Source organism: Pseudomonas cichorii (assembly GCF_003700275.1).
GTDB classification, from domain to species: domain Bacteria; phylum Pseudomonadota; class Gammaproteobacteria; order Pseudomonadales; family Pseudomonadaceae; genus Aquipseudomonas; species Aquipseudomonas cichorii_B.
On record NZ_RBRE01000016.1, the window covers coordinates 119,094 to 142,041 of the forward strand.

The following is a 22,948-nucleotide window of genomic DNA, read 5'->3' on the forward strand; positions in this document are numbered from 1 at the left end:
TGACGGGTTACTTCCAGCTATGCACTGGCCAGCCTGCCTTTTCGGCATGTTCGCGCAGCACGGCATCGGGGTTGACCACATTGGGGTGGTCAACCTTGAGCAGCAATGGCAAGTCATTGCGTGAGTCGGAGTAGAAACTGGCGCCTTCGAGGTTTTCACCTTCGGCGTCCAGCCAGTCCATCAGGCGGCTGATCTTGCCTTCGCGGTAGGTCAGCACGCCGACCGTTGCACCGCTGTAGACGCCATTCTGTACGTCCAGCTCGATACCCAGCACTTCATCGATACCCAGGCGTTCGGCAATCGGTTTTACAAGATGCACGCCAGACGCGGAAATCACCAGAATGCGGTCGCCCCTGGCCCGATGTTGGGCGATGCATTTGCAGGCGTCACTGTAGATGATCGGTTCGATGACATCTTCCACCCAGGGGCCGACCAGATGATCGACTTCCTCTGGCGTACGCCCGGCCATGGGCTCCAGGCTGAACGCCATATAGTCTTCCATGGCCAGCTTGCCTGCGCTGTAGGCGGCCATCAATTCGTCGTTGCGCTGCATGAACGACTGCGGATCGACCCAGCCCAGCCGGCCCATCTGCTCGCTCCATAAGCTGGCACAGTCGCCACCGATCAGGGTTTCATCGAGATCGAAAATTGCTAAAGGCATGCGTGCCTCCTTTTTTAAGCGTTTATTTCGGTGAACAGGGGGGGCGTGTAGCTGCAAGCCGCAAGTTTCAAGCTGCAAGCGGTCCGTGCTTCTCAACTTGCAGCATGAGGCTTATGGCTTGTAGCTGCCCTTAAGCCACCTCACACAATGCCGAGAGTTCTATATTCAGGGTCACGCGGCGTCCGTTGGGGTGTAGATCATCCGCGCTGCGGTTGAGTACGTCGACCAGCAATTCCACGCCACGGGCTTCGACCCGGTAACGAATCACGTTGCCCAGCAGGCTGTGGCTGAGCACTTCACCTTCCAGCGCGCCGCTCAGGCTGAGCTGGATGGCTTCGGGGCGAATGGCGACGCGGCTGTTGATCGGGCGTTGCATCAGACGCGAGGCGTCATCGGCGCTCAACAGGTTGTAGTTGCCGATGAAGCCTGCGGCGAAGACGTCCACGGGCGCGGTATAGAGCGTTTCGGCATCGCCGCTCTGGACGATACGGCCCTGGTTCATCAGGAAGATGCGGTCCGACATGGTCAGCGCTTCTTCCTGATCGTGGGTGACGAAAATCGTGGTCAGCCCCACTTCGCGCTGGATGGCGCGGATCTGTTCGCGCAGGTGTTTGCGAATCCGTGCATCGAGTGCCGACAGCGGTTCGTCGAGCAGCAGCAGGCGCGGACGGGTAACCAGCGAGCGTGCCAGGGCCACGCGCTGGCATTGTCCGCCCGACAACTGATGCGGATAGCGATTGGCGAAGTCGGTCAGCTCGACCAGTTTCAGTACCTCGGCGACCCGCTTGTGGGTGTCGTCGGCGTTGATCTTCTGGATGCGCAGGCCAAAGGCGACGTTCTGTTCCACGGTCATGTTGGGAAACAGCGCATAGCTCTGGAACACCATGCCGATGTTGCGCTTCTGCGGGGCGAGCGGCACCAGATCCTGGCCGTCGAGCAGAATGCGCCCGCTGTTTACCGAGGTCAGCCCGGCTATGCAGCGCAGCAGGGTCGACTTGCCGCAGCCGGACGGGCCGAGCAGGGTAACGAACTCACCGCGTTCGATCGTGCAGTTGATATCACTGAACACCGCTGTGCTGGCGTAGCTTTTCTGCAGGTTTTCGATACTGACAAAACTCATATCAGTCTTTGTCCTTGTTCAGTCGATTGGCGGCCCAGGTCAGCACCAGCACGAAGAGGAAATAGGAGATCACCAGCGCACTGTTGAAGTGACCGCTGCTGTTACGCATGTTGTTCAGATAGACCTGCAGGGTTTCGTAGCGGGTGCCGACCAGCAGGTTGGCGAAGACGAATTCGCCGAACAGGAAAGAGAACGACAGCAGCAACGCGACCAGCAGCCCTTTGCGCAGATTGGGCAGCACCACCATAAAGGCGGCTTGCCAGGTGCTGGCGCCCAGCAACTGGGCGGCGTCCATCAGGTCGGTGAGGTTGATCGCCTGCAGGTTGTTGCTGATGGCCCGGTACATGAACGGCAAGGCGACGGTGAAGTAGCAGCCGATCAGAATCCACGGCGTCCCGACCATGGCAAACGGCCCGGAGCCATAGAGCTGCAGCAGGCCCACTGCCGAGGCCACGGGCGGCACGGCGAAAGGCAGCAGGATCAGGATGTTCATCAGCGCATCCAGGCGCGGAAAATGGTAATGCACCACGAACAGCAGGGGCAGGATCAACACCACCGACAGGATCAGCGCGCCCACACAGACCAGCAGCGACTGGCCGAAGGCGGTGAGAAAGCGCGGATCGCTCCACAGTGCGATGTACCACTTGAAGGTCAGGCCGCTGGGCAGAATGCTTGCCGACCAACTGGTGGACAGCGAATACAGCAGCGTACCGGCCAATGGTAGCAACAGGATAAAGAACAGCAGATAGACCACGAACCGGTGGTAAAGCCCGGCTGGGCCTCTTTCAGCGCGAGACATGGTAGCTCCTCTTCAGCAACCACTGATGGACGACGGTCACCAGCGTCATCAGGCCGACCAGAATCATCGCCAGGGCACTGGCCATGTTTGGATCGAGGCTGATATCACCGGCGACCATGGCTGCGATGCGGATCGGCAGCACGTTGAAGTTGCCGGTGGTCAAGGCATACACGGTGGCGTAGGCGCCCAGGGCATTGGCCAGCAGGATCACGAAGGTACCCAGCAGGGCAGGGGTCAGCACCGGCAGGCCGATGTAGCGCCAGTACTGGAAGCTGCTGGCGCCGAGCAGCGCCGACGACTCGCGCCAGTCTTCGCGCAGGGCGTCGAACGCCGGGTAGAGCAGCAGCACGCCCAGCGGGATCTGGAAATAGGTGTAGAGAATGATCAGCCCGGTTTTCGAGTACAGGTTGAAGTCTTCGATGATCCCGGCCTGCTTGAGCATCAGCGTCACGGCACCGTTGAAGCCGAGCAGAATGATGAAGGCGAAGGCCAGTGGCACGCCGGAGAAGTTACTGGTCATGTTGGCGAAGGAATTGACGAAGTCCCGCAGCCGCGAATCCACGTTGCGCAGTGAATAACTTCCCAGTACCGCGATCACGATGCCGAACAGGCTGGACCAGAAACTGATCTCCAGGCTGAACTGCATGGCCTGGCGATAGAACCGGGAACCGAAGGCATTGACGAAGTTTTCAATGCCCCAGCCGGCCTCGGAGTGCAGGCTGTTGATCGCCACCCAGGCCAGCGGTGCAATCTGGAACACAATGAAGAACAGGGCGAACGGCAACAGGCATAGCAGGCTGAGCCATTTGCCGCGATTGTTGGTGCTCAATTGAGAATCTCCCGACATACCGGTTTGTCGTGGGGTACGCCGAGCAGTTCGCAGACAATGCCGCACAGCTCGGTTTGTTTGGGGGTTGCCTGGGCATTCAGGCTGAACGCATCGCCCAGCACGAACAGCGGTACTTCACGTTCTTCGGGCAACAGACCGTTATGCGAGCGATCATTGTTCATGCCGTGATCGGCGGTGATCAGCACCTGATAACCGGCGTCGAGCCAGCGTTGCAGGTAATCGGCAATCAGGATGTCGGCGCTGCGTGCGCTGTTACGGTACTGCGGGCTGTCGAGGCCGTGCCTGTGCCCGGCGTCGTCGATATTCATGGGGTGGATCAACAGCAGATTCGGCGCATGCCTGACCCGCAGGCTTTCGGCGTCGGCAAACAGATGCGAATCGGGGTAATGGTCGGCGTAGTAGAAGTGCCCGTGCTGGATCGGCAGTGCCGGATCGTCGGTATGACGGTCGCGTGCCGCGTCGAACGGCGTACGGTTATACAACTCGCTGACCCAGTGATAGGCCGCCGCGGCGGTGCGGAGCCCGGCGTCGGTGGCGTAATGGAACATGCTGCGCTGGCTGGACAGGCGTGAAACCTGGTTGTGCACGATGCCGCTTTCGATGGGCGTAACCCCGGTCAGAATGCATTCGTACAAGGGGCGTGACAGTGCTGGCAGCTCGCACTCAAGCTTGTAGAGCGCGGCGCGGCCGGCGGCGTGGTAAGCCTGGAGATGGCCCATCGCATGCCTGGCTACCTGATAATTGAGGCCGTCGAGCACGATGAGGATGACGTTGTGTTTCATGAGCCAGTCGCTCCAACAGCAGTCGATACAAGGGTGTGACCGGAGAGAGGGGCGAGCAGACGTGCTGGCTCGCCCCGGGTTTTGCTGCGGATCAGTTCATTTCGACGATGACTTGCTCGTTCCACATTTGCGGAAGCTTCTTGGAAGTAGCTTCCCACGCCGCCGCGCTCTTGATTGGCGTCACGCCTTTGTATTGCTCGTTTGGCAGCAACTTGGCCTGGACCTCGGCAGGCAGGGTGAGATGCTCGGCACGAATCGGCCGGGCATTGCCTTTTGCCAGGTTGATCTGGCCTGCATCGCTGAAGATGTATTCACGTGTCAGCTTGGCTGCGTTCGGATGCTTGGCGTATTTGTTGATGATGGTGGTGTAGCCGGAAATCACCGAGCCATCGGACGGGATCAGCACCACGTAATCGTCGGGGTTGCTCATCTTGGCCTTGTAGCTCAGGCCGTTGAAATCCCAGACGATGCCGACTTCGACTTCACCCTTTTCCATGCTCTGGATATTCGGGTTGTTGAGTGCCAGGCGTTTCTGTTTGGCCAGTTCGGTGAACAGTTGCAGGCCAGGGGCTACGTTGGTCTCGTCGCCTTTCATGGCAATGGAAGCGGCCAGCACGCCGTTGGCGGCCTGGGCTGCAGTGCTCACGTCACCGATGGTGACCTTGTATTTACCGCTCTTGAGGTCGGACCATTTGGTCGGTACTTCAGAGTCGTGCAGCAGCTTCTTGTTGACGATGAAGGCGATGGTGCCGGTGTAGGCCAGCGCCCAGTGACCTTCCTTGTCCTTGGCCCAGTCCGGGACCTGTTCCCAGGTGCTTGGCTTGTAAGGCTGGGTGACGCCCTTGGCGACGGCGATCGGGCCGAAGGCTGCACCCACATCGCCGATGTCGGCGCTGGCGTTGTCTTTTTCCGCATCGAACTTGGCCACTTCCTGAGCGGAGCTCATGTCGGTGTCCATGTGCTTGAGGCCATATTTGCTTTCGAGGTCGGCCCAGGTGTCTTTCCAGTTTGCCCAGTCATCCGGCATGCCGACGCTATTGACCGCGCCTTCGGTTCTGGCTGCCGCTTCCAGCGTTTTGAGGTCAGTGTCCGCTGCCATGGCCGAGGTGCTCAGAGCGATGGCGGAACCGAGGAGTGAAGCCAACAATAGGTGTTTCATTCAAATCTCCTTTTGCACTTCCTTGCGGAAGCGTTCGTTGCGGATGGTTGGTCTAGATCAGCAATACCTGAGCCAAGTTAGGCTTTTTGCATGACATTTTTGTGTCGAGAGTTGTTTTCTGTTCTATGGTCGAGGCATGCGGGCAGCGCTGTGAGCTAAGCGTAGACCATCTGAAATGGCCTGTTTCCACTGGGTTTTGCCGACGCTCAAATGGCCACTGGCATGGATCGTGAAGCGATTTGTCACAGGATGGTCATAAATTCGACCTAGGCTTGAAAACACTTTCACGGGGGACTCCGGATCCTGGAGTGTGCCCCTTAATGGAGCTGGTCTAGTCCAGACAGGTAACTCAATGCGCGAAGATGTGCCACGAGCGGTAACTACTATTTGCAACGCCTTGCAGGAGCAGATCGAGCACGGTTTGTTACCGTCCGGTAGCAAACTGCCTGCCGAACGCAAGCTCAGTGAGGTGTTTGCTACCACCCGTATCACCTTGCGCGAAGCCCTGGTGCAACTGGAAGCCCAGGGGTTGATCTATCGCGAGGAACGGCGTGGCTGGTTTGTCTCGCCGCCGCGGCTGGCCTATGACCTGATCCGCCGCAGCCATTTTCATGCGATGGTCCAGGCCCAGGGGCGTGTGGCCGAAACCCAGGTTATTTCCGCGCGACTCCAGCCGGCGTCGGCAAGGATCTGCGCAAAACTGCAGTTGCCGGCGCTGTCCAGCGTGATCCAGATCTGCCGTGCGCGGCGCATCGATCAGCGTCTGGTGCTGTATGTCGAGCATTACCTGAACCCGGAATTCTTTCCCGGCATTCTGGACAGCGACTTCAGTCAGTCGCTCACCGAGTTGTATGCCAGCCGCTATGACCTTTTCTATGGCAAGGTGCAGTTCGAGATCGTACCCACGGCGCTGCATGCCGATGCCTGCGCAGCACTCAAGGTTTCGGTCGGAAGTCCGGGCCTGTGCATTGCCAGGGTCAACTATGATCAACGCGGACGCCTGATCGACTGTGACCTGGAATACTGGCGACACGATGCGATTCATATCAGTGCAGTGGCCGGTGACTTTCTGGCAGAGCTGCCGGTTATCGACGCTGCCCAAGACAGTGTTTCGCCTCCCGGCCAGACCGGGCCTGAAAGCGAAACACTATTGAAGCGAATATAATTTGTATCAAGGGTCGAGCAGGGTATTACCGATTATGGAACAACATCAACTTCCAGCGCATCGGAAACCCTGTCGCAATCATCAGTACTTCCTCTGACGTGATACCAGACTCTCAGTTTTTCCCAACCACTGTAAACAGCGTCGCCGGAAATCCTGAGCGTTATCGGCCTGTCGATTTGCTCCACGACATGAATGGCCGGGAAAGTTACTTCCGGGGCTGGCGGTGTGCCTTCCCAGGGTGCAAAGATCAAGTCTCCGACTTTTATACCCTGATACAAAGGCACACGAACCTCAACGCCGCCACGAATATCCGCATGGCTCAGCGCGCCATCAGCATTCAGTTGTGGCAGTTCGGGAGCGGGCAAACCTTGTTTGTTATCGGTGTTCATGATTAATTTCCTTATTTGATTTATTAGCTGTTTTCCTGATCGGCTATAAATGTTGCGCACAGGTTATAACCGAGACCTCAATACCTTGTGGTTCAGATGGGGATCGGGTTTGTATATCATCTGGCACGGTGATTACTTGAGGTTTAATGTGAGCTAATAGAGTTTTGTTAGTTGCTGTCAACTGTTTTTATCGCTGACAGATGCCTGAATGTTTCAAGCGCGAGGTTTGAAACATACGGTAGGAAATGAACTGGCTGGGGTTCAGGTCAGTCTTTCGAGAATCTTGAAACCGACCGTGCCGATCACGAAGACCATGCCGACCCAGATCACGAACACCCCGACGCCTCGATCCCGAAAATTGAACCCGATGCTGAGCAACAGCATCCCGATCACAGTAATCATCAGCATTGAATGGAAAGGATCCATGGCCCTGTACCTCAACTGACTCGGTACTCCTGAGTCTAGATGGGTTTGGCAGTGGCGTTTTGATGTGGATGGCGCTGTAGCAGGCAAGCCTCTGTGGGAGGAGGCTTGCCCGCGACCGGGCACGAAACGAAGGGTTACGGCAATTCGTGACTGGCGTAGAACGCGCTGAGTACTTTCACCAGATGCGCCAGGTCATGGCTGCCAGCCAGCTCGCGGATCGAGTGCATGGCAAAGGTCGGCAGGCCGATATCCACGGTACGAACGCCCAGATGGCTGGCGGTAATCGGGCCGATGGTCGAACCGCAAGCCATGTCGCTGCGCACCACGAAGCTTTGCACCGGCACTTCTTCGGCCATGCACAAGTGGCGGAAGAAACCGCCGGTTTCGCTGTTGGTGGCGTAGCGCTGGTTGCTGTTGACCTTGATAACCGGGCCGGCATTGAGTTTCGGGCCGTGGTTGGCATCGTGCTTTTCGGCGTAGTTGGGGTGTACACCATGGGCGTTATCGGCAGAGATCAGCAGCGATTTCTGGATAGTCCGCACATAGTCTTCGCCATCCGGCAGCAGGCGCTGGATGATCTGTTCCAGCATCGCGCCGTCTGCGCCGCAGGTCGACGAGGAGCCGACTTCTTCGTGATCGGTACACACCAGCAGGGCGGTCTCGTCAGTGTTGCTGTTGAGCAGCGCCTGCAGGCCGGCGAAGCATGACAACAGGTTATCCAGGCGAGCCCCGGCGATGAAGTCGCCATTGAGGCCGACCACTGCCGCGCTCTGGGTGTCGTAGAAACTCAACTCGTAATCGAGCACCACATCGGCGTTCAGATCATGCTCGCGAGCCAGTTGCTCGGTGAGCAGGGCGCGGAAGTCGGCACGTTCGTCACCGGCCACCTGGGCGAGGATCGGCGGCAGCTCGTTCTGGGCATTGATCGCCCAGCCTTCATTGGCGGTGCGATTGAGGTGGATGGCCAGGTTGGGAATGACGGCAATCGGCAGTTTGAAATCGATCAACTGACTTTCGACCTTGCCGTCACGACGGAAGGTGACGCGCCCGGCCAGCGACAGGTCGCGGTCAAACCAGGGAGCCAGCAGTGCGCCGCCGTAGACTTCCACGCCCAGTTGCCAGAAACCCTGACGCTGCAGTTCCGGCTGCGGCTTGACCCGCAGGCATGGGCTGTCGGTATGGGCGCCGACCATGCGGATACCACCGATCAACGGCGAATGGCGACCCATTCTGAAGGCCACGATGGAAGAGTCATTGCGGGTGACGTAATAACGCCCACCGGTTTCGACAGCCCAGGTTTCGCGCTCGTCCAGACGCTGGAAGCCTGCTGCTTCGAGGTGGTTCACAAGGGTTGCAGTGGCATGGAACGGGGTGGGGGAGGCCTTGAGAAAGTCGATCAGGCCTTTGTTCAGCTCTTCGCGCATAGGTAGCTCCAGACAGCAGTGGCGCGAGTTTACCGTATTGGTTGGCGTCGTGCTTTTTCGCGAATGAATGGAACGATCTGCAGGAACACATTTATTCGCGAATGAAGCATTTCGCGAATAAATTCGCTCCTTGCAGGCGGATCTGGCCGGCGCGAGCAATCAGAACGGCGCTGGGCACTCGAACTTCAGGCGTTCGCCGCTGACCGGGTGGGTGAAGCTCAGCATGCTGGCATGCAGGCACAGGCGCGGATAAGCCGCCAATGCCTCGGGATGGGCGTACAGGCCATCGCCCAGCAGCGGATGCCCGATGGACAGCATATGCACCCGCAACTGGTGTGAGCGGCCGGTAATCGGGGTTAGCTCCACGCGGCAATGGCTGTCGTAACGCTCGATGATCTTCCAGAAGGTCAGCGCGTGCTTGCCTGCCTCGTGGTCGACCACGTGCCGCGGCTTGGTCGGCGGGTCGTAGCGCAGTGGCAGATCGATGCTGCCGCTGTCCAGCGCTGGCTGGCCCCAGCACAAGGCGGTATAGGCCTTTTCGGTTTCACGGTCGTGAAACTGGCGAGACAGTTCGCGATGGGTATCGGCATCGCGGGCAAGCAGGATGATGCCGGAAGTTTCCCAGTCCAGCCGATGCACGATTCGGGCTTCGGGATAGCCGTTTTCCTGCAGGCGGGTAATCAGGCAGTCCTTGTTGTCGTCGGCGCGACCCGGAACGGAAAGCAGCAAGGTAGGTTTATCGATGACCAGGACGGCGGCGTCCTGATAAATGATGCGGATGTTCGACAACGGCATGCAACGGCCTCGAAACGCTATAAACGCCAACGGCGACATGGGCGACACTCTGTCAGGAGTGCCACCCATGTCGCCGTGGACAACCGCCGGATCAGCGATCTGGCAGGGTGATGTTGAGTTCCAGTATCGAACAGCTGCCCTGGTTTTCCAGAGCGACCTGTACCTGATCGGACTCGATATTGACGTATTTACGGATCACTTCCACCAGCTCTTTCTGCAAGGCAGGAAGATAGTCGGGCGTCGGTGTGCTGCGCTGGCCGCGTTCGTGCGCCACGATGATCTGTAGACGCTCTTTCGCTACCGAGGCCGTGCTTTCTTTTTTGCGGTCACGAAAGAAGTCAAAAATATTCATTTAGCGGCCTCCAAAAAGACGCTCGAACCATCCTTTCTTCTGCACATCGACGAAACGATGAGCAACTTCCTTGCCCAGCAGACGATCGACGGCATCGCTGTACGCCTGACCGGCGTCGCTCTGGTCGTCGAGAATGACCGGGATACCCTGGTTGGAAGCCTTCAAGACAGCCTGGGATTCTGGAATGACGCCCAGCAGGCGGATCGAGAGGATTTCTTCGACGTCTTCGACGCCGAGCATTTCACCCTTGGTGACACGCTCCGGATTGTAGCGGGTCAGCAGCAAGTGTTCCCGGATCGGGTCTTCGTTGCGCTCTGCACGGCGAGACTTGCTGGCCAGCAGGCCGAGCATGCGGTCCGAGTCACGTACCGAGGAGACTTCCGGGTTGGTCACGACAATCGCTTCGTCAGCGAAATACATGGCCAGGTGGGCACCTTTTTCGATACCGGCCGGGGAGTCGCAGATCACGAATTCGAAGTTTTCCTTGAGCTCGTCGAGGATCTTCTCGACGCCTTCGACGGTCAGGGCATCCTTGTCGCGGGTCTGGCTTGCAGCAAGCACGTAGAGGTTTTCCAGGCGCTTGTCTTTGATCAGGGCTTGAGTAAGTGTCGCTTCGCCGTTCACAACGTTGACGAAGTCGTACACTACGCGGCGCTCGCAACCCATGATCAGGTCCAGGTTACGCAGGCCGACGTCGAAGTCGACGATCACTGTTTTATGACCACGCAAAGCGAGGCCTGTGCCGATGGCGGCGCTGGTGGTGGTCTTGCCCACACCACCCTTGCCGGATGTAACCACGAGAATCTTGGCCAAGGTGTATCACCCCTAGAGGAAAAGGACAGTTAGTCCCTGAAGAGCATCCCTTGACGCGACGTTAATCGAAGAATGATGAAAATCACGGATGCACGGTCTGTAAAGATAGCTCCATGCTACTGCTTTCAGTTCATGCAACAGTCGAGAAACTATGTTTCTCAGGATTTCCTACAACCTTTGCTACGTTTTCGCGACGAATCAGAGATGCTTTGAAAATTGCGGCAGTATCCGTTAAAGACGAATGATGTTCAACACGTCGCCGGACAGGCTGACTTGTACCGGAGCGCCCCAGAGAGGGTCCCTGCGCAAGTCTTCGGAAACCTTGTATTGCCCGGCGATCGAAATCAGCTCGGCGCCCAGTTGTTGGCAAAAAATCCGTGCCTTGGTGTCGCCCTTGATGCCTGCCAGTGCCCTGCCGCGCATTGGGCCGTAAACATGGATGTTGCCATCGGCCAGAAGTTCCGCACCGGGGCTCACTGGAGCCACGACTACCAGATCGCCACCCTGGGCATAAATCTGTTGTCCGCCGCGTACTGGCGCGGTTATGACGCGGGTTGGCTTGATGGCAGGCTCGGGCGGTTTCTCGGGAATCTTTTTCGGCGCTTCTGCCTCGACCGGCTCCAGCACCCGCTCACGGGCACCGGAAGGCGGCAGCACCGGGAGGTCGACGGCGATGGCGGCGGCGATGTCTTCGATGCGATTGGCGCGGATTGCCAGGGTACGCAGGCCATGCTGCCGGCAGACCCGCATCAGGCCGGGAAGATCCACGTTGCCTTCATTGGGCGCCAGTTTGTCCAGGGCCAGGATCAGCGGCGTATTGCTGAAGAAATTTGGCGCCTGGGCAACCTTGGCCGCCAGTTGACGGTCGAGCGCATCAAGGTTGTTGCGTGCCAGCTCCATGACGGTGATGGCAAGCATGCTGCCTTTGAGCTGAAACACGGGGTCCGGGTTTTGCGATTCGATCTGGCTCATGGTCGGGATACACAACAGCTTGTCGCTAAAAGTGCCGAGACTTATAACGAGAACGCCCGCGAGCCGCAAGCCGGGTCGAACCGATGTAGAATGCGCAGCCTTTGTCCTGACGGAAGCTTAAATGGATCGCCCGCGTTTTAAAGCCAGTTTTCTACACCCCCGTTTCTGGCCCTTGTGGCTGGGGTTGGGGCTTTTGTGGCTGATTGTCCAGTTGCCGTTTCGGGTGCTGCTGGTCATCGGTCGCCTGTTGGGCGCGGCGATGTACTGCGTGGCCACTGATCGAAAATATATTGCCTCGCGCAACCTTGAACTGTGTTTTCCGCATTTATCCAGGGCCGAGCGCAAGAAGTTGCTCAAGGAAAACTTCGCATCGACCGGCATTGCCTTCTTCGAGATGGCCATGAGCTGGTGGTGGTCCAGGCGGCGCCTGGCCAGGCTTGCGCACATTGAAGGGCTGGAGCATTTGCAGCGCGCCCAGCAGCAGGGCGAAGGGGTAATTCTCATGGCCCTGCATTTCACCACCCTTGAAGTCGGCGCAGCCTTGCTCGGCCAGCAACACACCATCGACGGCATGTACCGCGAGCACAAGAACCCGTTGTTCGACTTCGTCCAGCGCCGTGGCCGCGAGCGGCACAACCTCGACTCCCTGGCCGTGGAGCGCGAAGACGTGCGCGGCATGCTCAAGCTGCTGCGTGCCGGCCGTGCCATCTGGTACGCACCGGATCAGGACTACGGCGCCAAACAGAGCGTGTTCGTGCCGCTGTTCGGCATTCAGGCGGCAACCGTGACCGCGACCAGCAAGTTTGCCAAGCTGGGCCGGGCGCAGGTCGTGCCTTTTACCCAGCAGCGTCTGGCGGACGGCAGCGGCTACAAGCTGGTGATCCATCCGCCACTGCAGGATTTCCCTGGCCAGAGCGATGAAGAGGACTGCCTGCGCATCAATCAGTGGATTGAAATTGCCATCACAGAATGTCCGGAGCAATATCTGTGGGCGCATCGACGTTTTAAAAGTCGACCGGAGGGTGAACCGAAGCTATACAAAAAGCATAAATAACAAGAAATGGTTGTTCACTGAGGTCCGTTGTAGATGCCAGAACGCGCAGTAGTGACAAATGCAGTGAACGAAAAAGAGTCGGTTACCGGGTTGATACTGTCAGGAGGCGGCGCCCGCGCTGCCTATCAGGTCGGTGTACTGGCGGGGATTGCCGATCTTCTGCCCGCAGGGGCGGCCAACCCTTTTCCGGTGATTGTCGGCACCTCGGCGGGGGCGATCAATGCGGTGAAACTGGCTAGTGGCGCGCTGCACTTTCGCATCGCCATCCGCCAGTTGACCGAGTTCTGGCAGGGCTTTCGCAGCCATCAGGTGCTGCGCAGCGACTGGCCCGGCGTGATTCGTCAGGCAGGGCGCTTTTTCGGGCGCAGCCTGACCGGGCTGGGCCGCGACATTCCTGTTGCCTTGCTCAACAGTTCTCCCTTGCGTGACCTGCTCAGTGAGCGGCTGGACCTGTCGGGCATCGATGCGGCCATCAACGGTGAGCATTTGCGCGCCGTGGCAGTTACCGCGTTTGGTTACGAGTCCGGGCAGGCGGTGACTTTCTATCAGGGCGGCGGCACCATCGAGCCCTGGTTGCGTCATCGGCGTATTGGTCTGCCGACGCAATTGACCGTGGATCATCTGCTGGCCAGCTCGGCTATTCCCCTGCTGTTCGAGCCGGTCAAGATCGAGCATGAGTACTTTGGCGATGGCGCGGTCCGGCAGTCGGCCCCGATCAGCCCAGCGCTGCACCTGGGCGCCAATCGAGTGCTGGTGGTGGGCGTCAGCGGCAACCCGCGCGGCGTGCAGCCCAACAAGCAGATACATCGGGCGACCAGTGGCATTCAGCCGAGTCTGGCGCAGATCAGCGGCCATATGCTCAACAGCACCTTCATCGACAACCTGGAAAGCGATATCGAACTGCTGGAGCGCCTGAACCTGATGAGTTCATTGCTGGCCGACGAGCAGGCCAGGCGCCAGCCCGGCATGTCGCCAGTAGAAGTCCTGGTGATTTCCCCGAGCCAGCCTCTGGACGAAATCGCTGCCCGTCACCGTCACGAACTACCACCGGCCCTGCGCACCTTCCTGCGCGGCCCCGGAGCCACCAAGACCAGCGGTGCCAGCGTATTGAGCTATCTGCTGTTCGAGGCCGGTTATTGCAGCGAGCTGATTGACCTGGGCCGTCGCGATGCCATGGCCCAGAAGGAAGAGTTGAAAAGATTTCTGCGCCTGTCGTAGCGGCGAATTCATTCGCGAAGGGTGCTCTGGAACACCGGTTTCGCGGATAAATCCGCTCCCACACCGTCTGCACTGCGCGCACTGTCAGGCGGTCAAACGATCATCCCTGAAATCCCGCAAGGCCTGTTCGATCTCTTCGCGGGTATTCATCACGAATGGCCCGTATTGCACCACCGGCTCACGCAACGGTTTGCCGGCAATCAGCAACACCCTGGCACCGCTGGCACTGTTGATCTGCAACTCTCCCTCATCGGCCAGACGCACCAGGCGGCTGGCGCCCACCGCTTGTGCGCAGCCTTCGACTTCCAGCGAGCCTTCATACACATACAACAACACCCGATGCCCTTGAGGAATACGCGGACGGATACTGCTGCCAGCGGGCAAATGAAAGTCGAAATACAACGGCTCGGTATCCGGACGTTGCACAGCGCCAACCTGCCGAACCTGGCCATCGTCGAACTCACCGGCAATCACCACCACCTCCACACCGGCTGCGGTGGTCAGGCGCGGAATGTTCTGCGGCTGGATGTCCTGATAGCTGGCGTCCAGCAACTTGTTCTTGCCCGGCAGGTTCAGCCAGAGCTGGAAACCGCGCATCACACCTTGTTCCTGCTCCGGCATCTCGCTGTGAATGATGCCGCGCGCCGCAGTCATCCACTGCACGCCGCCGCTCTGTAGCAGGCCGACATTGCCCATGTGGTCTTCATGACGCATGCGGCCTTCGAGCATGTAGGTCACGGTTTCAAAGCCGCGATGCGGGTGTGGTGGGAACCCGGCAATGTACTCATCCGGATTGTCCGAACCGAACTCGTCCAGCATCAGGAACGGGTCGAACTGCTCGACACCCTGACCACCGAACACCCGTGTCAGGCTTACACCTGCACCGTCCGAAGTCGGTTGGCCAGCTTGTATCGACAGCACTTTGCGAAACTGGGTCATGAAAAGGGCACTCCGCATCAGGTGACAATGGAGCTCATGGTATGCCTGTTGGGTCGATGGATGGGTTTGAATTTCGCCGTCTATTTATCGACTTGATTGATGTTTTTGTATCTGCTCCTTTAAAGCTTTGTAACGAACCGCCGACAACGCCGCATGACTCTGACTTGCCAGGCAATCGGAGTGCGACAAGCATCCATGATGGAATGCACGCCGGGCAGGGCGGCTGCTGCTGAAGCAAATCGACGGATCACAGATTTTGAATCGGAATTTTCAGAAAACGTTATTGGCAGTGATCGTAGGTGCCTGTGCTTGTCAGGCTTTTGCGCTGGATTACGACGTCAGTCAGGGACGTAATGCGCTGAACAATCAGACCTTGAGTGGCGGGGTCAACCTGATCGGTCAGGTTTCGCTGCAATCGTCCACGAATGAAAGCGTCTTTCAGTTCAGGCGCTCTGCACTGAGCGGTTCGTTTATCAACAACGCGGACATTACCCTCGATACGGGTGGTTTTGTTGTCAGAGCGCTGGAGTTCGGCGCAATGTTCGATCCTGTCACCGCTGGAATCAATAACGGTCCTGGTGGCGGCGGTTCGATTGACGGTGATCTGCGTAACGAGGGTTCTATCACGCTCCAGCGAGCCGATAGGGGCAGTGGCATCGATATCAGTAACATCAGTGTCACAGGTTCTATTGTCAATGCTGGCAAGGTTCTGGTCGTTGAAGACAGCGCATCAAGCCTGTTCAGGGGAGCAGAAGGCATTTACCTGCATGGCACACAAATCGCCGGTGACTTTATCAACTCCGGCTCCATTGAAGTGCACAGTGAATATGCTGTTGGCCTGATCTTTGATTGGCATGGTTCTGCAATGTTGAGCGTGGGAGGGAAACTGCTTAACTCGGGTTCCATCCTGGCCGTGGGTGACAACTCCATTGGCCTGGATATGGAGGCCCCATCAATGCCGCTGCACATCGAGAACAGCGGTTCGATCATTGCTCGTGGTAATGCTTCCGAAGGCCTCGCTTTGTGGGATGGCACGCTCGATGTTCTTAACAACAGCGGTCGTATCAGCGCCTCCGGGGACAATGATGCACACGCCATCATGGTTCAAGGTGTCGATTTCACAACCACCAATGCTTCCGGCTCAAGGGGCATCGTAAACACCGGCACCATTACCTCCCAAGGGGATGCGATTGTGGTGACGAGAGATGCATTGCCCATCGGTTTTGAAATCAATCAGAAAGCAGGACTGATCGCCAGTGATTCCGGTGCAGCTATTCGTGGTCGTAACCTGGCCACGTTGAACTGGAGCGGCGGCGAGATCCGTGGCGACCTGCTTAGAATGGCTGCGGTGAATGTACAGGGCCAGGCTGCTTTCAAAGGTTCGACCATCGACAGCAATGTGTTTGTCCAGCCGGGTGGTTCGCTGAATCTTGATCGTGCCGGCAGCGCCATTACAGGTAATCTGCAACTTGCGAACCAGGGCGCACTGGATATGCGGTTGTCCGATAGCACCGTCAATACCACGCCTTATCTGAAGGTTACAGGGGCTGCGAGCTTTGCTTCGGGATCGCGTATCACTCTGAGTGCCAATCCTGGTGATTTCAATCCGACCGCCGAGGGCCGGACCTACGCCTTGCTGTCCGCTGCCAGTGTGCAGAACAACGGTTTGAGCGTAAGCAGCGCTTCCGCCTTGCTCGATGTGGCCAGCTACAGCGTCGGTGCCGATTCGGTTGCTGCGGTTGTCAGGCTCAAGCCAGACCAGCAAGTGGGTCAGGAGCTGGGCAGCCTTGGGGGCGATCAGCGCACGCAGGATCTGGTCAACAGCCTCAAGAACAACGTATTGGGCCAGCTCGATAGCAATGACCGGATCTACCAGTCGTTTGCCAACGCGACCCCTCAGGAACTGGCGAGCATTGGCAAGCAGCTATCGCCGGATGTCAGCCGTGGCGGCGTAGACGCTGCTCTCGCCGGACAGGGAGCAACTCGCTCAGTCATCGACAACCGCATGAGCGGATTGCGCAGTGGCCTTTCTTCGGGGGATGAATCATCCAATGCCGGAGTCTGGATGCAGGCGTTGAACAGCAATATGGATCAGGACAGCCGTGGCGGTGTGGAAGGCTACTCGGCCAATGCCAGTGGTGTGGCGGTGGGCATCGATGGCCGATCTGACTCTGGTACGACGCTGGGTCTGGCTTATTCCTACATGAATGCCAACTCGACATCCGACATCGGTTACAAGACCGATGTGCAAGGCAGCGCACTGTCGCTATATGGCAACTGGGAACAAGGCCACTGGTTCACCCAAGGCAGTGTTTCCTACGGGCGCAATGACAACGACAGCCGCCGTTATGTGGCTGGCACCCTGGCCAAGGGCAGTTTTGACAGTGATGTGTTCAGCATCAATACCCTGGCGGGCTATAGCTATCGATTCAGCGACCAGTTGCTGCTCGAACCTCGTGCTGCCGTGCGTTATTCCAACGTGCAAGTCGACGGTTATAGCGAGCGTGGTTCGTCTGCCGCCCTGCGCAACGCTGACCAGCGTTTTGAAACCGGCGAGATCGGTGCCGGTCTGCGTGTTGCCAGTGAGGCTCCTTTGCTAGGCGGTACGCTCTCGCCTGAGTTCACCGTGATGGCATATCACGACCTGATTGGCGACCGTATCAATCAGACCTCGGCCTTTGTTCAGGGTGGTTCAAGCTTTGTGGTCACCGGAGCAAAAGCGGCGCGTGATACCTACGAAAGTTCTATTGGCGTGAATTATGCCATCGGCGCACTGGACCTTGGCACAAGCTACACCTATCAGGGCCGCTCGGGGTATGACGCCGAAACCGTAATGCTCAAGGCTCGCTACGCGTTCTGAGATTGAAGGCCACATGTAGAAAAGGGCGACCACAAGTCGCCCTTTTTCTGTGCCAGTCGATCTCACTGGCACTTGATCGGGCGCGCCAGCATTTGCCCGTCAATAGCTTCCACAAGTGTTGCATGGGTCGCGGGCAGGCGGACGATCTCAGTGCAATCAGGCTGTGTGCGGCTGAGAAAATCGCTCAGCAGGCTTGCTGGCACGACAGTATCCGACATCCCTATGAAGTGCCGTTGTGCAATGTGCTTGAGTCGCAGGCTTTCAGCGAGTGGGTCCAGCGATCCCTGCAAGGGCGAGAGTCTCTGCAACCTGGCCCAGGCGTGAGGATCGACATTGCCTGCAATGGTCTGGATCTGCGAAATGTCATCTCGTTCTTCGGCGAGCAATAACGCGACCGCCGCCCCTCCTGAATAACCGATCAATTCGATGGTCGATGCCTGGTAGCGGGCTTTCAGGCTGTCGATCACCGCGTTGACTGACTCAATGACCTGACGGCTGAATCTTGCATCCGTCCATACCGCGCTGACACACCCCGGGGATGTCACGAACTGGCATGGCCTGGCCACATAGACACCAGCGTGATTCGCGTCCAGGGCCAATCTGGCCATGTTCCGTTGGCGAGGCGAAGGGTCAAGGCTGGGCTGGCTGCCGGTTGCCCAGGCTCGACCGTCGCCTTCAATGAAAATGCTCAGTCGTTCGTGTCTGGGCAGCGTTCGGGGCGTCACGATTTGCAACGAGAAGCTGCTGGTTTCAACCACGCGGGCTTCTGCGTCCTGGCTCTTCGCCCAAGAGTAGAGCTGTTCCTGCTGGCTGGCGCAGCCTGACAAGGCCAAAGCGGTTAGCAGAGCGATGAGCCGGATTAAATACTGCATGAGCTTTCAAGGCTGAGAAAAAGGAAGCGATCGTGCACCTGAACCGAGACGAAGTCGAGGTGGTCGAGTGTCGGTATGGAGCAGGACGCAAATGAAAACGGCCAACCCGATCACTCCGGTTGGCCGTTTTCTCTTACCCGTCCGACTTACTCGGCAATCTGCAACTTGCGCGACTCGGTGTAGACGTAACGCACTTTTTCGTACTCGAACGGCGAGTTCAGCTGTCCATAGCGGAAGCTGGTGACATAGCGACGGTCGATGGCGCGTAGCAGGGTGATTTCCGGGTGGTCGCTGCTGACTTCGGCGACGTTCAGGAAGTTGATCTGGGTTTCGGCGGCATAGTCGAATACCAGGCCACCGGTATCGCGCAGGTTCGAGGGGCCGAACAGCGGCAGCACCAGATACGGACCTGACGGTACGCCGTAGAAGCCCAGAGTCTGGCCGAAGTCTTCGGTCTGGCGCGGCAGGCCCATCATGGTTGCCGGGTCCCACAGACCGGCGATGCCGATGGTGGTATTGAGCAGCAGGCGGCCAGTGGTTTCCATGGAGCGCTGGCCCTTGAACTGCAGCAGGCTGTTGACCAGATTGGAGACATCACCCAGGTTGCTGAAGAAGTTGCTCACACCGCTGCGCACGAAGCCCGGGGTGATGTAGCGGTAGCCGTTGACCGTTGGCAGGAACACCCACTCATCGAAGCGGTAGTTGAAGTGGTAGACCCGACGGTTCCAGGACTCCAGCGGGTCGTAGACTTCCAGGGCGTTGATGGAGGCGCGCTCGAACTCGCGCTGGTCCAGACCCGGGTTGAACTGCAGGGATTTCAACGGCTGGGTGAAGCCGTCGGCATCGAGCTGGCGCTCCACGGTGGCTGGATGCTGAGCCTTGTTGCTGTCCGCGTCAGCGGCCTGGGCAGTTCCGGCACACAGCATGGCGGCAAGGAGTAAAAGACGTTTAGCCACGGAAGAACTCCAGCATGGCGTCACTGTTGACGCGGTAATTGATGTTGCCGCAATGGCCGCCGTATGGGTAAACGGTCAGGCGATCACCGAAAGTCTTGCGCAGGAAGCCCAGGTCACCCGAGCCCAGAATCACGTCGTCGGCGTTGTGCATGACCGAAATCTTGGTGCTGCTGTGCAGGTAATCCTTGAGTGCATACAGGCTGACCTGATCCACGAGCTGCAACAGGCTGCCACCATCGGTGCGGGCACGCCACATCGGGATGACCTGTTCGGTCAGGTAGCAGTCGAAGTCGCATTGCATGGCGCGCTTGAGGAACGGCGTCAGGCTGGTACCTTCGGTGATCGGAAACTTGGGCGGCGTGATCAGGCCGCGACGGTTGATCAGGTCGGAGGTAAAGGCAATGTCGGCTGACGAAAAGCGGAACGAGGTGCCGATCAGCATCGCCATCTGTTCGTTGGTCAGGTGCTGCTTGGACTGCTGGAAGTCATAGAGCAAGGCATCGTTGAGGTCGATGTAGCCCTTTTGCCGGAAGTAGCGCGTCAGTTTGGCCAGCACCAGCTCATAGAACGTGGTGGTGTCGTTGATGCCCTTGACGTTGGTCTGTACCAGTTTGTCCAGATTGCTGATCGAGGTGTAAAGGTTGACCGGCGGGTTGAGCAGCAAGACCTTCTTGAAGTTGAAGCTGCGACGGGTTTCGTCCAGCTGGCTGACGAAAGCGGCGTTGAGCGCACCCAGGCTGTAACCGGTCAGGTAATACTCGGTTACCGGCAATTGTGCCTGCTGGGCGCGGATGGCTTGCATCACCCGGTACAGGTCTTCAGCGTCTTCCTTGGAAATGCCGGGTGTGGCAAAGCGCGAAGCGGAGCTCATGAAGTCGTAGCTGGTCGGCGAAGACAACTGAACGACGTGGTAACCCGCGCCGTAATACAGCTTCTTCAGGAATTCATTGAGGGTGCTGTTATAAGGCGCGCCGGTACCGGCAATCAGGAAGATCAGCGGTGCGGCGTGATCCTGCTTTGCCAGGCGATAGCTGAGTTTCTTCACGGCCCAGAAATTGTCGGGCAGGGTGAATTCGCGCTCCGGGTGCAGGTTGAGGGTGTAAACGTCCTGATCGATGTCTTCATCGTCAGGCAGGTCAGGGCGCATGTCCGGTGGCGTGGTCGCAATCGTCGCTTCAAACGGATTCGTCAGCGGATAGCCATAGGTGGCGGGATCAATGTTGGTCGCCAGAGCGGACGCACTCAAACATAAGCCACCCAGAACGGTAGCGAAGCGCAGGAAACGGAGCATGACTAGATCCCTTGGGAAAGAAGTGCTGGTGAAGTACGCAGGCTATGACCACTGGTGTAGTGCCAAAGTGCCCTATAAACAAACGAACCTTTGTAAATCCAGCGAAACAATACACGTTCTGTGGATTTTGCAATGTAGGTCTGTGCTTTTTTTCGGCGGGGCTGGCAAATGAGGGGGGGCGCGCCTGGGTGGGAGCGGATTCATCCGCGAAAAACACAAAGGAGAGCCTAAGCTCTCCTCCAATGTGTTTTTGCATGCTCTTTTTATTGTTATAGGGCGGCCTGTTGTTGTTTTTGGCGACCTGTCCCTTCACTGCGTTCTTGTGTGATCCCCATCCGGGATCAAGAGCAAACGTATTTTTTTGAGCGCTGATTCACTTTAACCATGGGTCTGCACAACGTCATGGTCCAGCCGGTACGGGAGCTACCTGAAGGTAGTTTTATTGTTCTCTGTCCGGTTGCGAGGCCTCTCACGCAAGAGGTCCCTGTAAAGCCGATCCACTCCAAAAAAATCTGTTAGCTGCGCCTCTGTCCGTGTTGTTCTTGTTATGTCAGAGCCGTTTCGTCTTGTTCTTGTTGGTTTGCTGCATGTTTTTATTCTTGTTGTGCCAGAGAGATAGCAGGAGCTGTGCCAACTTTTTAAAATTCTTTAAAAACAAAGGCTTGAAAAATAATGCGTGCTAAGCGAAGCGAGCAGGGTGCTGTGATTGTTTCCGTGTTACCCGTCTTGAGCGATGGCTGGACGTGTTCGGTAACACATCCTGTTTCCTGTCTGCGATGAACCAGAACAGGGCAGGGTGAAAGGTGAGGCGGCCAGTCCTGCGACAGGAGCAGAAAGGCCGGATTTTCCCGCTCATGCAAAATTCGCACGGTTTTGCAGGTTTTTTTCGTGGTCATTGTCGCTGATGGCTGTGTGATGTCGTTTCCCCGTTCCTCCGTGTCGCTGACAGAGCATGTCTGATCACACGCTCGGTTGATGATCGAAGTGTCGATGGATGCCTGTCATGACGGGCGAGCACGACTGAAACGTGAAAGGCGCAGCGTGCCCCAAAGCCGGGCATGAAGGCGTTCTGAAAAACAACGTTAATGCAGTCGACATCCGTCGCTGCGCAACTTCCGGGGAAGTGATGATGAATATGCGAAAAATTCTGGGGGCAGGTGCCGCGTTGGTACTGGCCGTCAGCTCCACGCTGGCCATTGCTGAAACCAAGACATTGACCATCGGCTACGTCGAAGGCTGGTCCGACAGTGTCGCTACCACGCACGTAGCCGCCGAGGTGCTTAAACAAAAGCTGGGTTATGACGTCAAGCTGCAATCCGTTGCCGCCGGGATCATGTGGCAGGCGGTGGCCTCCGACAAACTGGACATGATGCTCTCGGCCTGGTTGCCGGGCACCCACGGCGAGTACTACAGCAAATACAAGGATCAGGTCGTGAACTACGGCCCGAACTTCAAGGACGCCAAGATCGGCCTGATCGTACCTGAGTACGTAAAGGCCAAAACCATCGAAGACCTCAAGACCGATGAATCCTTCAAGAAAAAAATCACGGGTATCGATGCTGGATCTGGCGTGATGATCAAGACCGATCAGGCTATCAAGGACTACGGTCTGGACGGGTACAAACTGCAGGCCAGTTCGGGAGCCGGCATGATTGCCGAACTGACCCGGGCCGAAAAACGCAAGGAATCCATCGCAGTGACCGGCTGGGTGCCGCACTGGATGTTCGCCAAATGGAAGCTGCGCTTTCTTGAAGACCCCAAAGGCGTATACGGTGCGGCTGAAACGGTCGATAACGTTGCCAGCCTGAACCTGGAGAAGAAAGCTCCCGATGTGGTTGCCTTCCTGAAAAACTTCCAGTGGGAGTCCAAGGATGAGATCGGCGAAGTGATGCTGGCGATCCAGGAAGGCGCCAAGCCGGACGCCGCTGCCAAGGATTGGGTAGCAAAACACCCGGAGCGGGTCGCTGCATGGACCGCTAAATAGCTATCAAAGCCTCTAGAACAAGCCTTTCAAGGCCATCTGGCGTTTTCGTCAGATGGCCTTTTGCTTG

21 protein-coding genes and 1 pseudogene are annotated in these 22,948 nt (G+C 57.8%); 5 read left to right on the plus strand and 17 right to left on the minus strand.

Going from position 1 to position 22,948, the window contains the following annotated elements; genetic code table 11:
• Positions 1–7: 7 nt before the first annotated feature.
• From ALQ04_RS04615 to ALQ04_RS04640, 6 genes are all read right to left on the minus strand, one after another.
• Positions 8–661, minus strand: coding sequence for an HAD family phosphatase (locus ALQ04_RS04615; RefSeq protein ID WP_122314678.1), 654 nt, complete (start codon positions 659–661; stop codon positions 8–10).
• Between the two features lie 130 nt (positions 662–791).
• Positions 792–1,781: an ABC transporter ATP-binding protein gene (locus tag ALQ04_RS04620; RefSeq protein ID WP_122314679.1), complete on the minus strand. Its 990-nt coding sequence runs from the start codon at positions 1,779–1,781 to the stop codon at positions 792–794.
• 1 nt (position 1,782) lies between these two features.
• Positions 1,783–2,580 carry an ABC transporter permease gene (locus tag ALQ04_RS04625; RefSeq protein WP_122314680.1) on the minus strand — a complete coding sequence of 266 codons (798 nt, stop codon included), beginning with the start codon at positions 2,578–2,580 and terminating at the stop codon, positions 1,783–1,785.
• Positions 2,567–3,409 (minus strand): ABC transporter permease subunit, encoded by an 843-nt coding sequence (locus tag ALQ04_RS04630; protein ID WP_122314681.1) that lies wholly within the window; start codon positions 3,407–3,409, stop codon positions 2,567–2,569. The genes ALQ04_RS04625 and ALQ04_RS04630 overlap by 14 nt, the downstream gene beginning before the upstream one ends.
• Entirely contained in the window at positions 3,406–4,212 is an 807-nt protein-coding gene (locus ALQ04_RS04635) for an alkaline phosphatase family protein (protein ID WP_122314682.1), read from the minus strand. Before ALQ04_RS04635 ends, ALQ04_RS04630 begins: the two co-directional genes overlap by 4 nt.
• Before the next feature lie 91 nt (positions 4,213–4,303).
• Positions 4,304–5,371, minus strand: a complete 1,068-nt coding sequence (locus ALQ04_RS04640; protein ID WP_122314683.1) for an ABC transporter substrate-binding protein — start codon at positions 5,369–5,371, stop codon at positions 4,304–4,306.
• Positions 5,372–5,723: 352 nt separating this feature from the next.
• Here ALQ04_RS04640 and ALQ04_RS04645 point away from each other — a divergent pair.
• Positions 5,724–6,437, plus strand: a pseudogene (locus ALQ04_RS04645) (UTRA domain-containing protein); the annotation flags it as partial.
• 131 nt (positions 6,438–6,568) lie between these two features.
• Here the strand turns inward: ALQ04_RS04645 and ALQ04_RS04650 are convergent.
• The 7 genes from ALQ04_RS04650 to minC form a co-directional block, all read right to left on the minus strand.
• Positions 6,569–6,925: a hypothetical protein gene (locus ALQ04_RS04650; RefSeq protein ID WP_122314685.1), complete on the minus strand. Its 357-nt coding sequence runs from the start codon at positions 6,923–6,925 to the stop codon at positions 6,569–6,571.
• Positions 6,926–7,186: 261 nt separating this feature from the next.
• A complete protein-coding gene (locus ALQ04_RS26855) occupies positions 7,187–7,333 on the minus strand; it encodes a hypothetical protein (RefSeq protein WP_183142113.1) in 147 nt (48 codons plus the stop codon).
• A 152-nt stretch (positions 7,334–7,485) separates the two neighbouring features.
• A complete protein-coding gene (locus ALQ04_RS04655) occupies positions 7,486–8,775 on the minus strand; it encodes a M18 family aminopeptidase (protein WP_122314686.1) in 1,290 nt (429 codons plus the stop codon).
• 159 nt (positions 8,776–8,934) lie between these two features.
• Positions 8,935–9,570 carry an RluA family pseudouridine synthase gene (locus tag ALQ04_RS04660; RefSeq protein ID WP_122314687.1) on the minus strand — a complete coding sequence of 212 codons (636 nt, stop codon included), beginning with the start codon at positions 9,568–9,570 and terminating at the stop codon, positions 8,935–8,937.
• Positions 9,571–9,661: 91 nt separating this feature from the next.
• Positions 9,662–9,922, minus strand: coding sequence for a cell division topological specificity factor MinE (gene minE, locus ALQ04_RS04665; protein WP_025261136.1), 261 nt, complete (start codon positions 9,920–9,922; stop codon positions 9,662–9,664).
• A complete protein-coding gene (gene minD, locus ALQ04_RS04670) occupies positions 9,923–10,735 on the minus strand; it encodes a septum site-determining protein MinD (RefSeq protein ID WP_122314688.1) in 813 nt (270 codons plus the stop codon).
• 231 nt (positions 10,736–10,966) lie between these two features.
• Positions 10,967–11,707 (minus strand): septum site-determining protein MinC, encoded by a 741-nt coding sequence (minC, locus tag ALQ04_RS04675; RefSeq protein WP_122314689.1) that lies wholly within the window; start codon positions 11,705–11,707, stop codon positions 10,967–10,969.
• A gap of 121 nt (positions 11,708–11,828) precedes the next feature.
• Between minC and ALQ04_RS04680 the strand changes: the two genes are divergently transcribed.
• Positions 11,829–12,761 (plus strand): lipid A biosynthesis lauroyl acyltransferase, encoded by a 933-nt coding sequence (locus ALQ04_RS04680; RefSeq protein ID WP_122314690.1) that lies wholly within the window; start codon positions 11,829–11,831, stop codon positions 12,759–12,761.
• A gap of 33 nt (positions 12,762–12,794) precedes the next feature.
• Positions 12,795–13,979 (plus strand): patatin-like phospholipase family protein, encoded by a 1,185-nt coding sequence (locus tag ALQ04_RS04685; RefSeq protein WP_122314691.1) that lies wholly within the window; start codon positions 12,795–12,797, stop codon positions 13,977–13,979.
• An 84-nt stretch (positions 13,980–14,063) separates the two neighbouring features.
• On the opposite strand, the gene ALQ04_RS04690 is transcribed toward ALQ04_RS04685, so the two are convergent.
• Positions 14,064–14,918 carry a pirin family protein gene (locus ALQ04_RS04690; RefSeq protein ID WP_122314692.1) on the minus strand — a complete coding sequence of 285 codons (855 nt, stop codon included), beginning with the start codon at positions 14,916–14,918 and terminating at the stop codon, positions 14,064–14,066.
• 289 nt (positions 14,919–15,207) lie between these two features.
• On the opposite strand from ALQ04_RS04690, the gene ALQ04_RS04695 reads away from it, so the two are divergent.
• Positions 15,208–17,778, plus strand: a complete 2,571-nt coding sequence (locus ALQ04_RS04695) for an autotransporter outer membrane beta-barrel domain-containing protein (protein WP_259644904.1) — start codon at positions 15,208–15,210, stop codon at positions 17,776–17,778.
• Positions 17,779–17,840: 62 nt separating this feature from the next.
• Here ALQ04_RS04695 and ALQ04_RS04700 read toward each other — a convergent pair whose 3' ends face one another.
• The 3 genes from ALQ04_RS04700 to ALQ04_RS04710 all read right to left on the minus strand — a co-directional run bounded on the left by ALQ04_RS04700 (position 17,841) and on the right by ALQ04_RS04710 (position 20,897).
• The gene (locus tag ALQ04_RS04700; RefSeq protein ID WP_122314694.1) at positions 17,841–18,650 is read right to left on the minus strand and encodes an alpha/beta hydrolase; all 810 of its coding nucleotides are present in this window, start codon (positions 18,648–18,650) and stop codon (positions 17,841–17,843) included.
• A 146-nt stretch (positions 18,651–18,796) separates the two neighbouring features.
• Positions 18,797–19,606 (minus strand): VacJ family lipoprotein, encoded by an 810-nt coding sequence (locus tag ALQ04_RS04705; protein WP_122314695.1) that lies wholly within the window; start codon positions 19,604–19,606, stop codon positions 18,797–18,799.
• Positions 19,599–20,897, minus strand: coding sequence for a serine/threonine protein kinase (locus ALQ04_RS04710; RefSeq protein WP_122314696.1), 1,299 nt, complete (start codon positions 20,895–20,897; stop codon positions 19,599–19,601). The genes ALQ04_RS04705 and ALQ04_RS04710 overlap by 8 nt, the downstream gene beginning before the upstream one ends.
• A 1,129-nt stretch (positions 20,898–22,026) precedes the next feature.
• Here ALQ04_RS04710 and ALQ04_RS04720 point away from each other — a divergent pair.
• Positions 22,027–22,881, plus strand: coding sequence for a glycine betaine ABC transporter substrate-binding protein (locus ALQ04_RS04720; RefSeq protein ID WP_122314727.1), 855 nt, complete (start codon positions 22,027–22,029; stop codon positions 22,879–22,881).
• Positions 22,882–22,948 lie beyond the last annotated feature (67 nt).

Excerpts from the sequence above, each read along its gene's own strand:
- ALQ04_RS04615 (WP_122314678.1), bottom strand. The coding sequence starts at position 661 with ATGCCTTTAGCAATTTTCGATCTCGATGAAACCCTGATCGGTGGCGAC.
- ALQ04_RS04620 (WP_122314679.1), bottom strand. The coding sequence starts at position 1,781 with ATGAGTTTTGTCAGTATCGAAAACCTGCAGAAAAGCTACGCCAGCACA.
- ALQ04_RS04625 (WP_122314680.1), bottom strand. The coding sequence starts at position 2,580 with ATGTCTCGCGCTGAAAGAGGCCCAGCCGGGCTTTACCACCGGTTCGTG.
- ALQ04_RS04635 (WP_122314682.1), bottom strand. The coding sequence starts at position 4,212 with ATGAAACACAACGTCATCCTCATCGTGCTCGACGGCCTCAATTATCAG.
- ALQ04_RS04640 (WP_122314683.1), bottom strand. The coding sequence starts at position 5,371 with ATGAAACACCTATTGTTGGCTTCACTCCTCGGTTCCGCCATCGCTCTG.
- ALQ04_RS04650 (WP_122314685.1), bottom strand. The coding sequence starts at position 6,925 with ATGAACACCGATAACAAACAAGGTTTGCCCGCTCCCGAACTGCCACAA.
- ALQ04_RS26855 (WP_183142113.1), bottom strand. The coding sequence starts at position 7,333 with ATGCTGATGATTACTGTGATCGGGATGCTGTTGCTCAGCATCGGGTTC.
- ALQ04_RS04655 (WP_122314686.1), bottom strand. The coding sequence starts at position 8,775 with ATGCGCGAAGAGCTGAACAAAGGCCTGATCGACTTTCTCAAGGCCTCC.
- ALQ04_RS04660 (WP_122314687.1), bottom strand. The coding sequence starts at position 9,570 with ATGCCGTTGTCGAACATCCGCATCATTTATCAGGACGCCGCCGTCCTG.
- minE (WP_025261136.1), bottom strand. The coding sequence starts at position 9,922 with ATGAATATTTTTGACTTCTTTCGTGACCGCAAAAAAGAAAGCACGGCC.
- minC (WP_122314689.1), bottom strand. The coding sequence starts at position 11,707 with ATGAGCCAGATCGAATCGCAAAACCCGGACCCCGTGTTTCAGCTCAAA.
- ALQ04_RS04680 (WP_122314690.1), top strand. The coding sequence starts at position 11,829 with ATGGATCGCCCGCGTTTTAAAGCCAGTTTTCTACACCCCCGTTTCTGG.
- ALQ04_RS04685 (WP_122314691.1), top strand. The coding sequence starts at position 12,795 with ATGCCAGAACGCGCAGTAGTGACAAATGCAGTGAACGAAAAAGAGTCG.
- ALQ04_RS04690 (WP_122314692.1), bottom strand. The coding sequence starts at position 14,918 with ATGACCCAGTTTCGCAAAGTGCTGTCGATACAAGCTGGCCAACCGACT.
- ALQ04_RS04700 (WP_122314694.1), bottom strand. The coding sequence starts at position 18,650 with ATGCAGTATTTAATCCGGCTCATCGCTCTGCTAACCGCTTTGGCCTTG.
- ALQ04_RS04710 (WP_122314696.1), bottom strand. The coding sequence starts at position 20,897 with ATGCTCCGTTTCCTGCGCTTCGCTACCGTTCTGGGTGGCTTATGTTTG.
- ALQ04_RS04720 (WP_122314727.1), top strand. The coding sequence starts at position 22,027 with ATGAATATGCGAAAAATTCTGGGGGCAGGTGCCGCGTTGGTACTGGCC.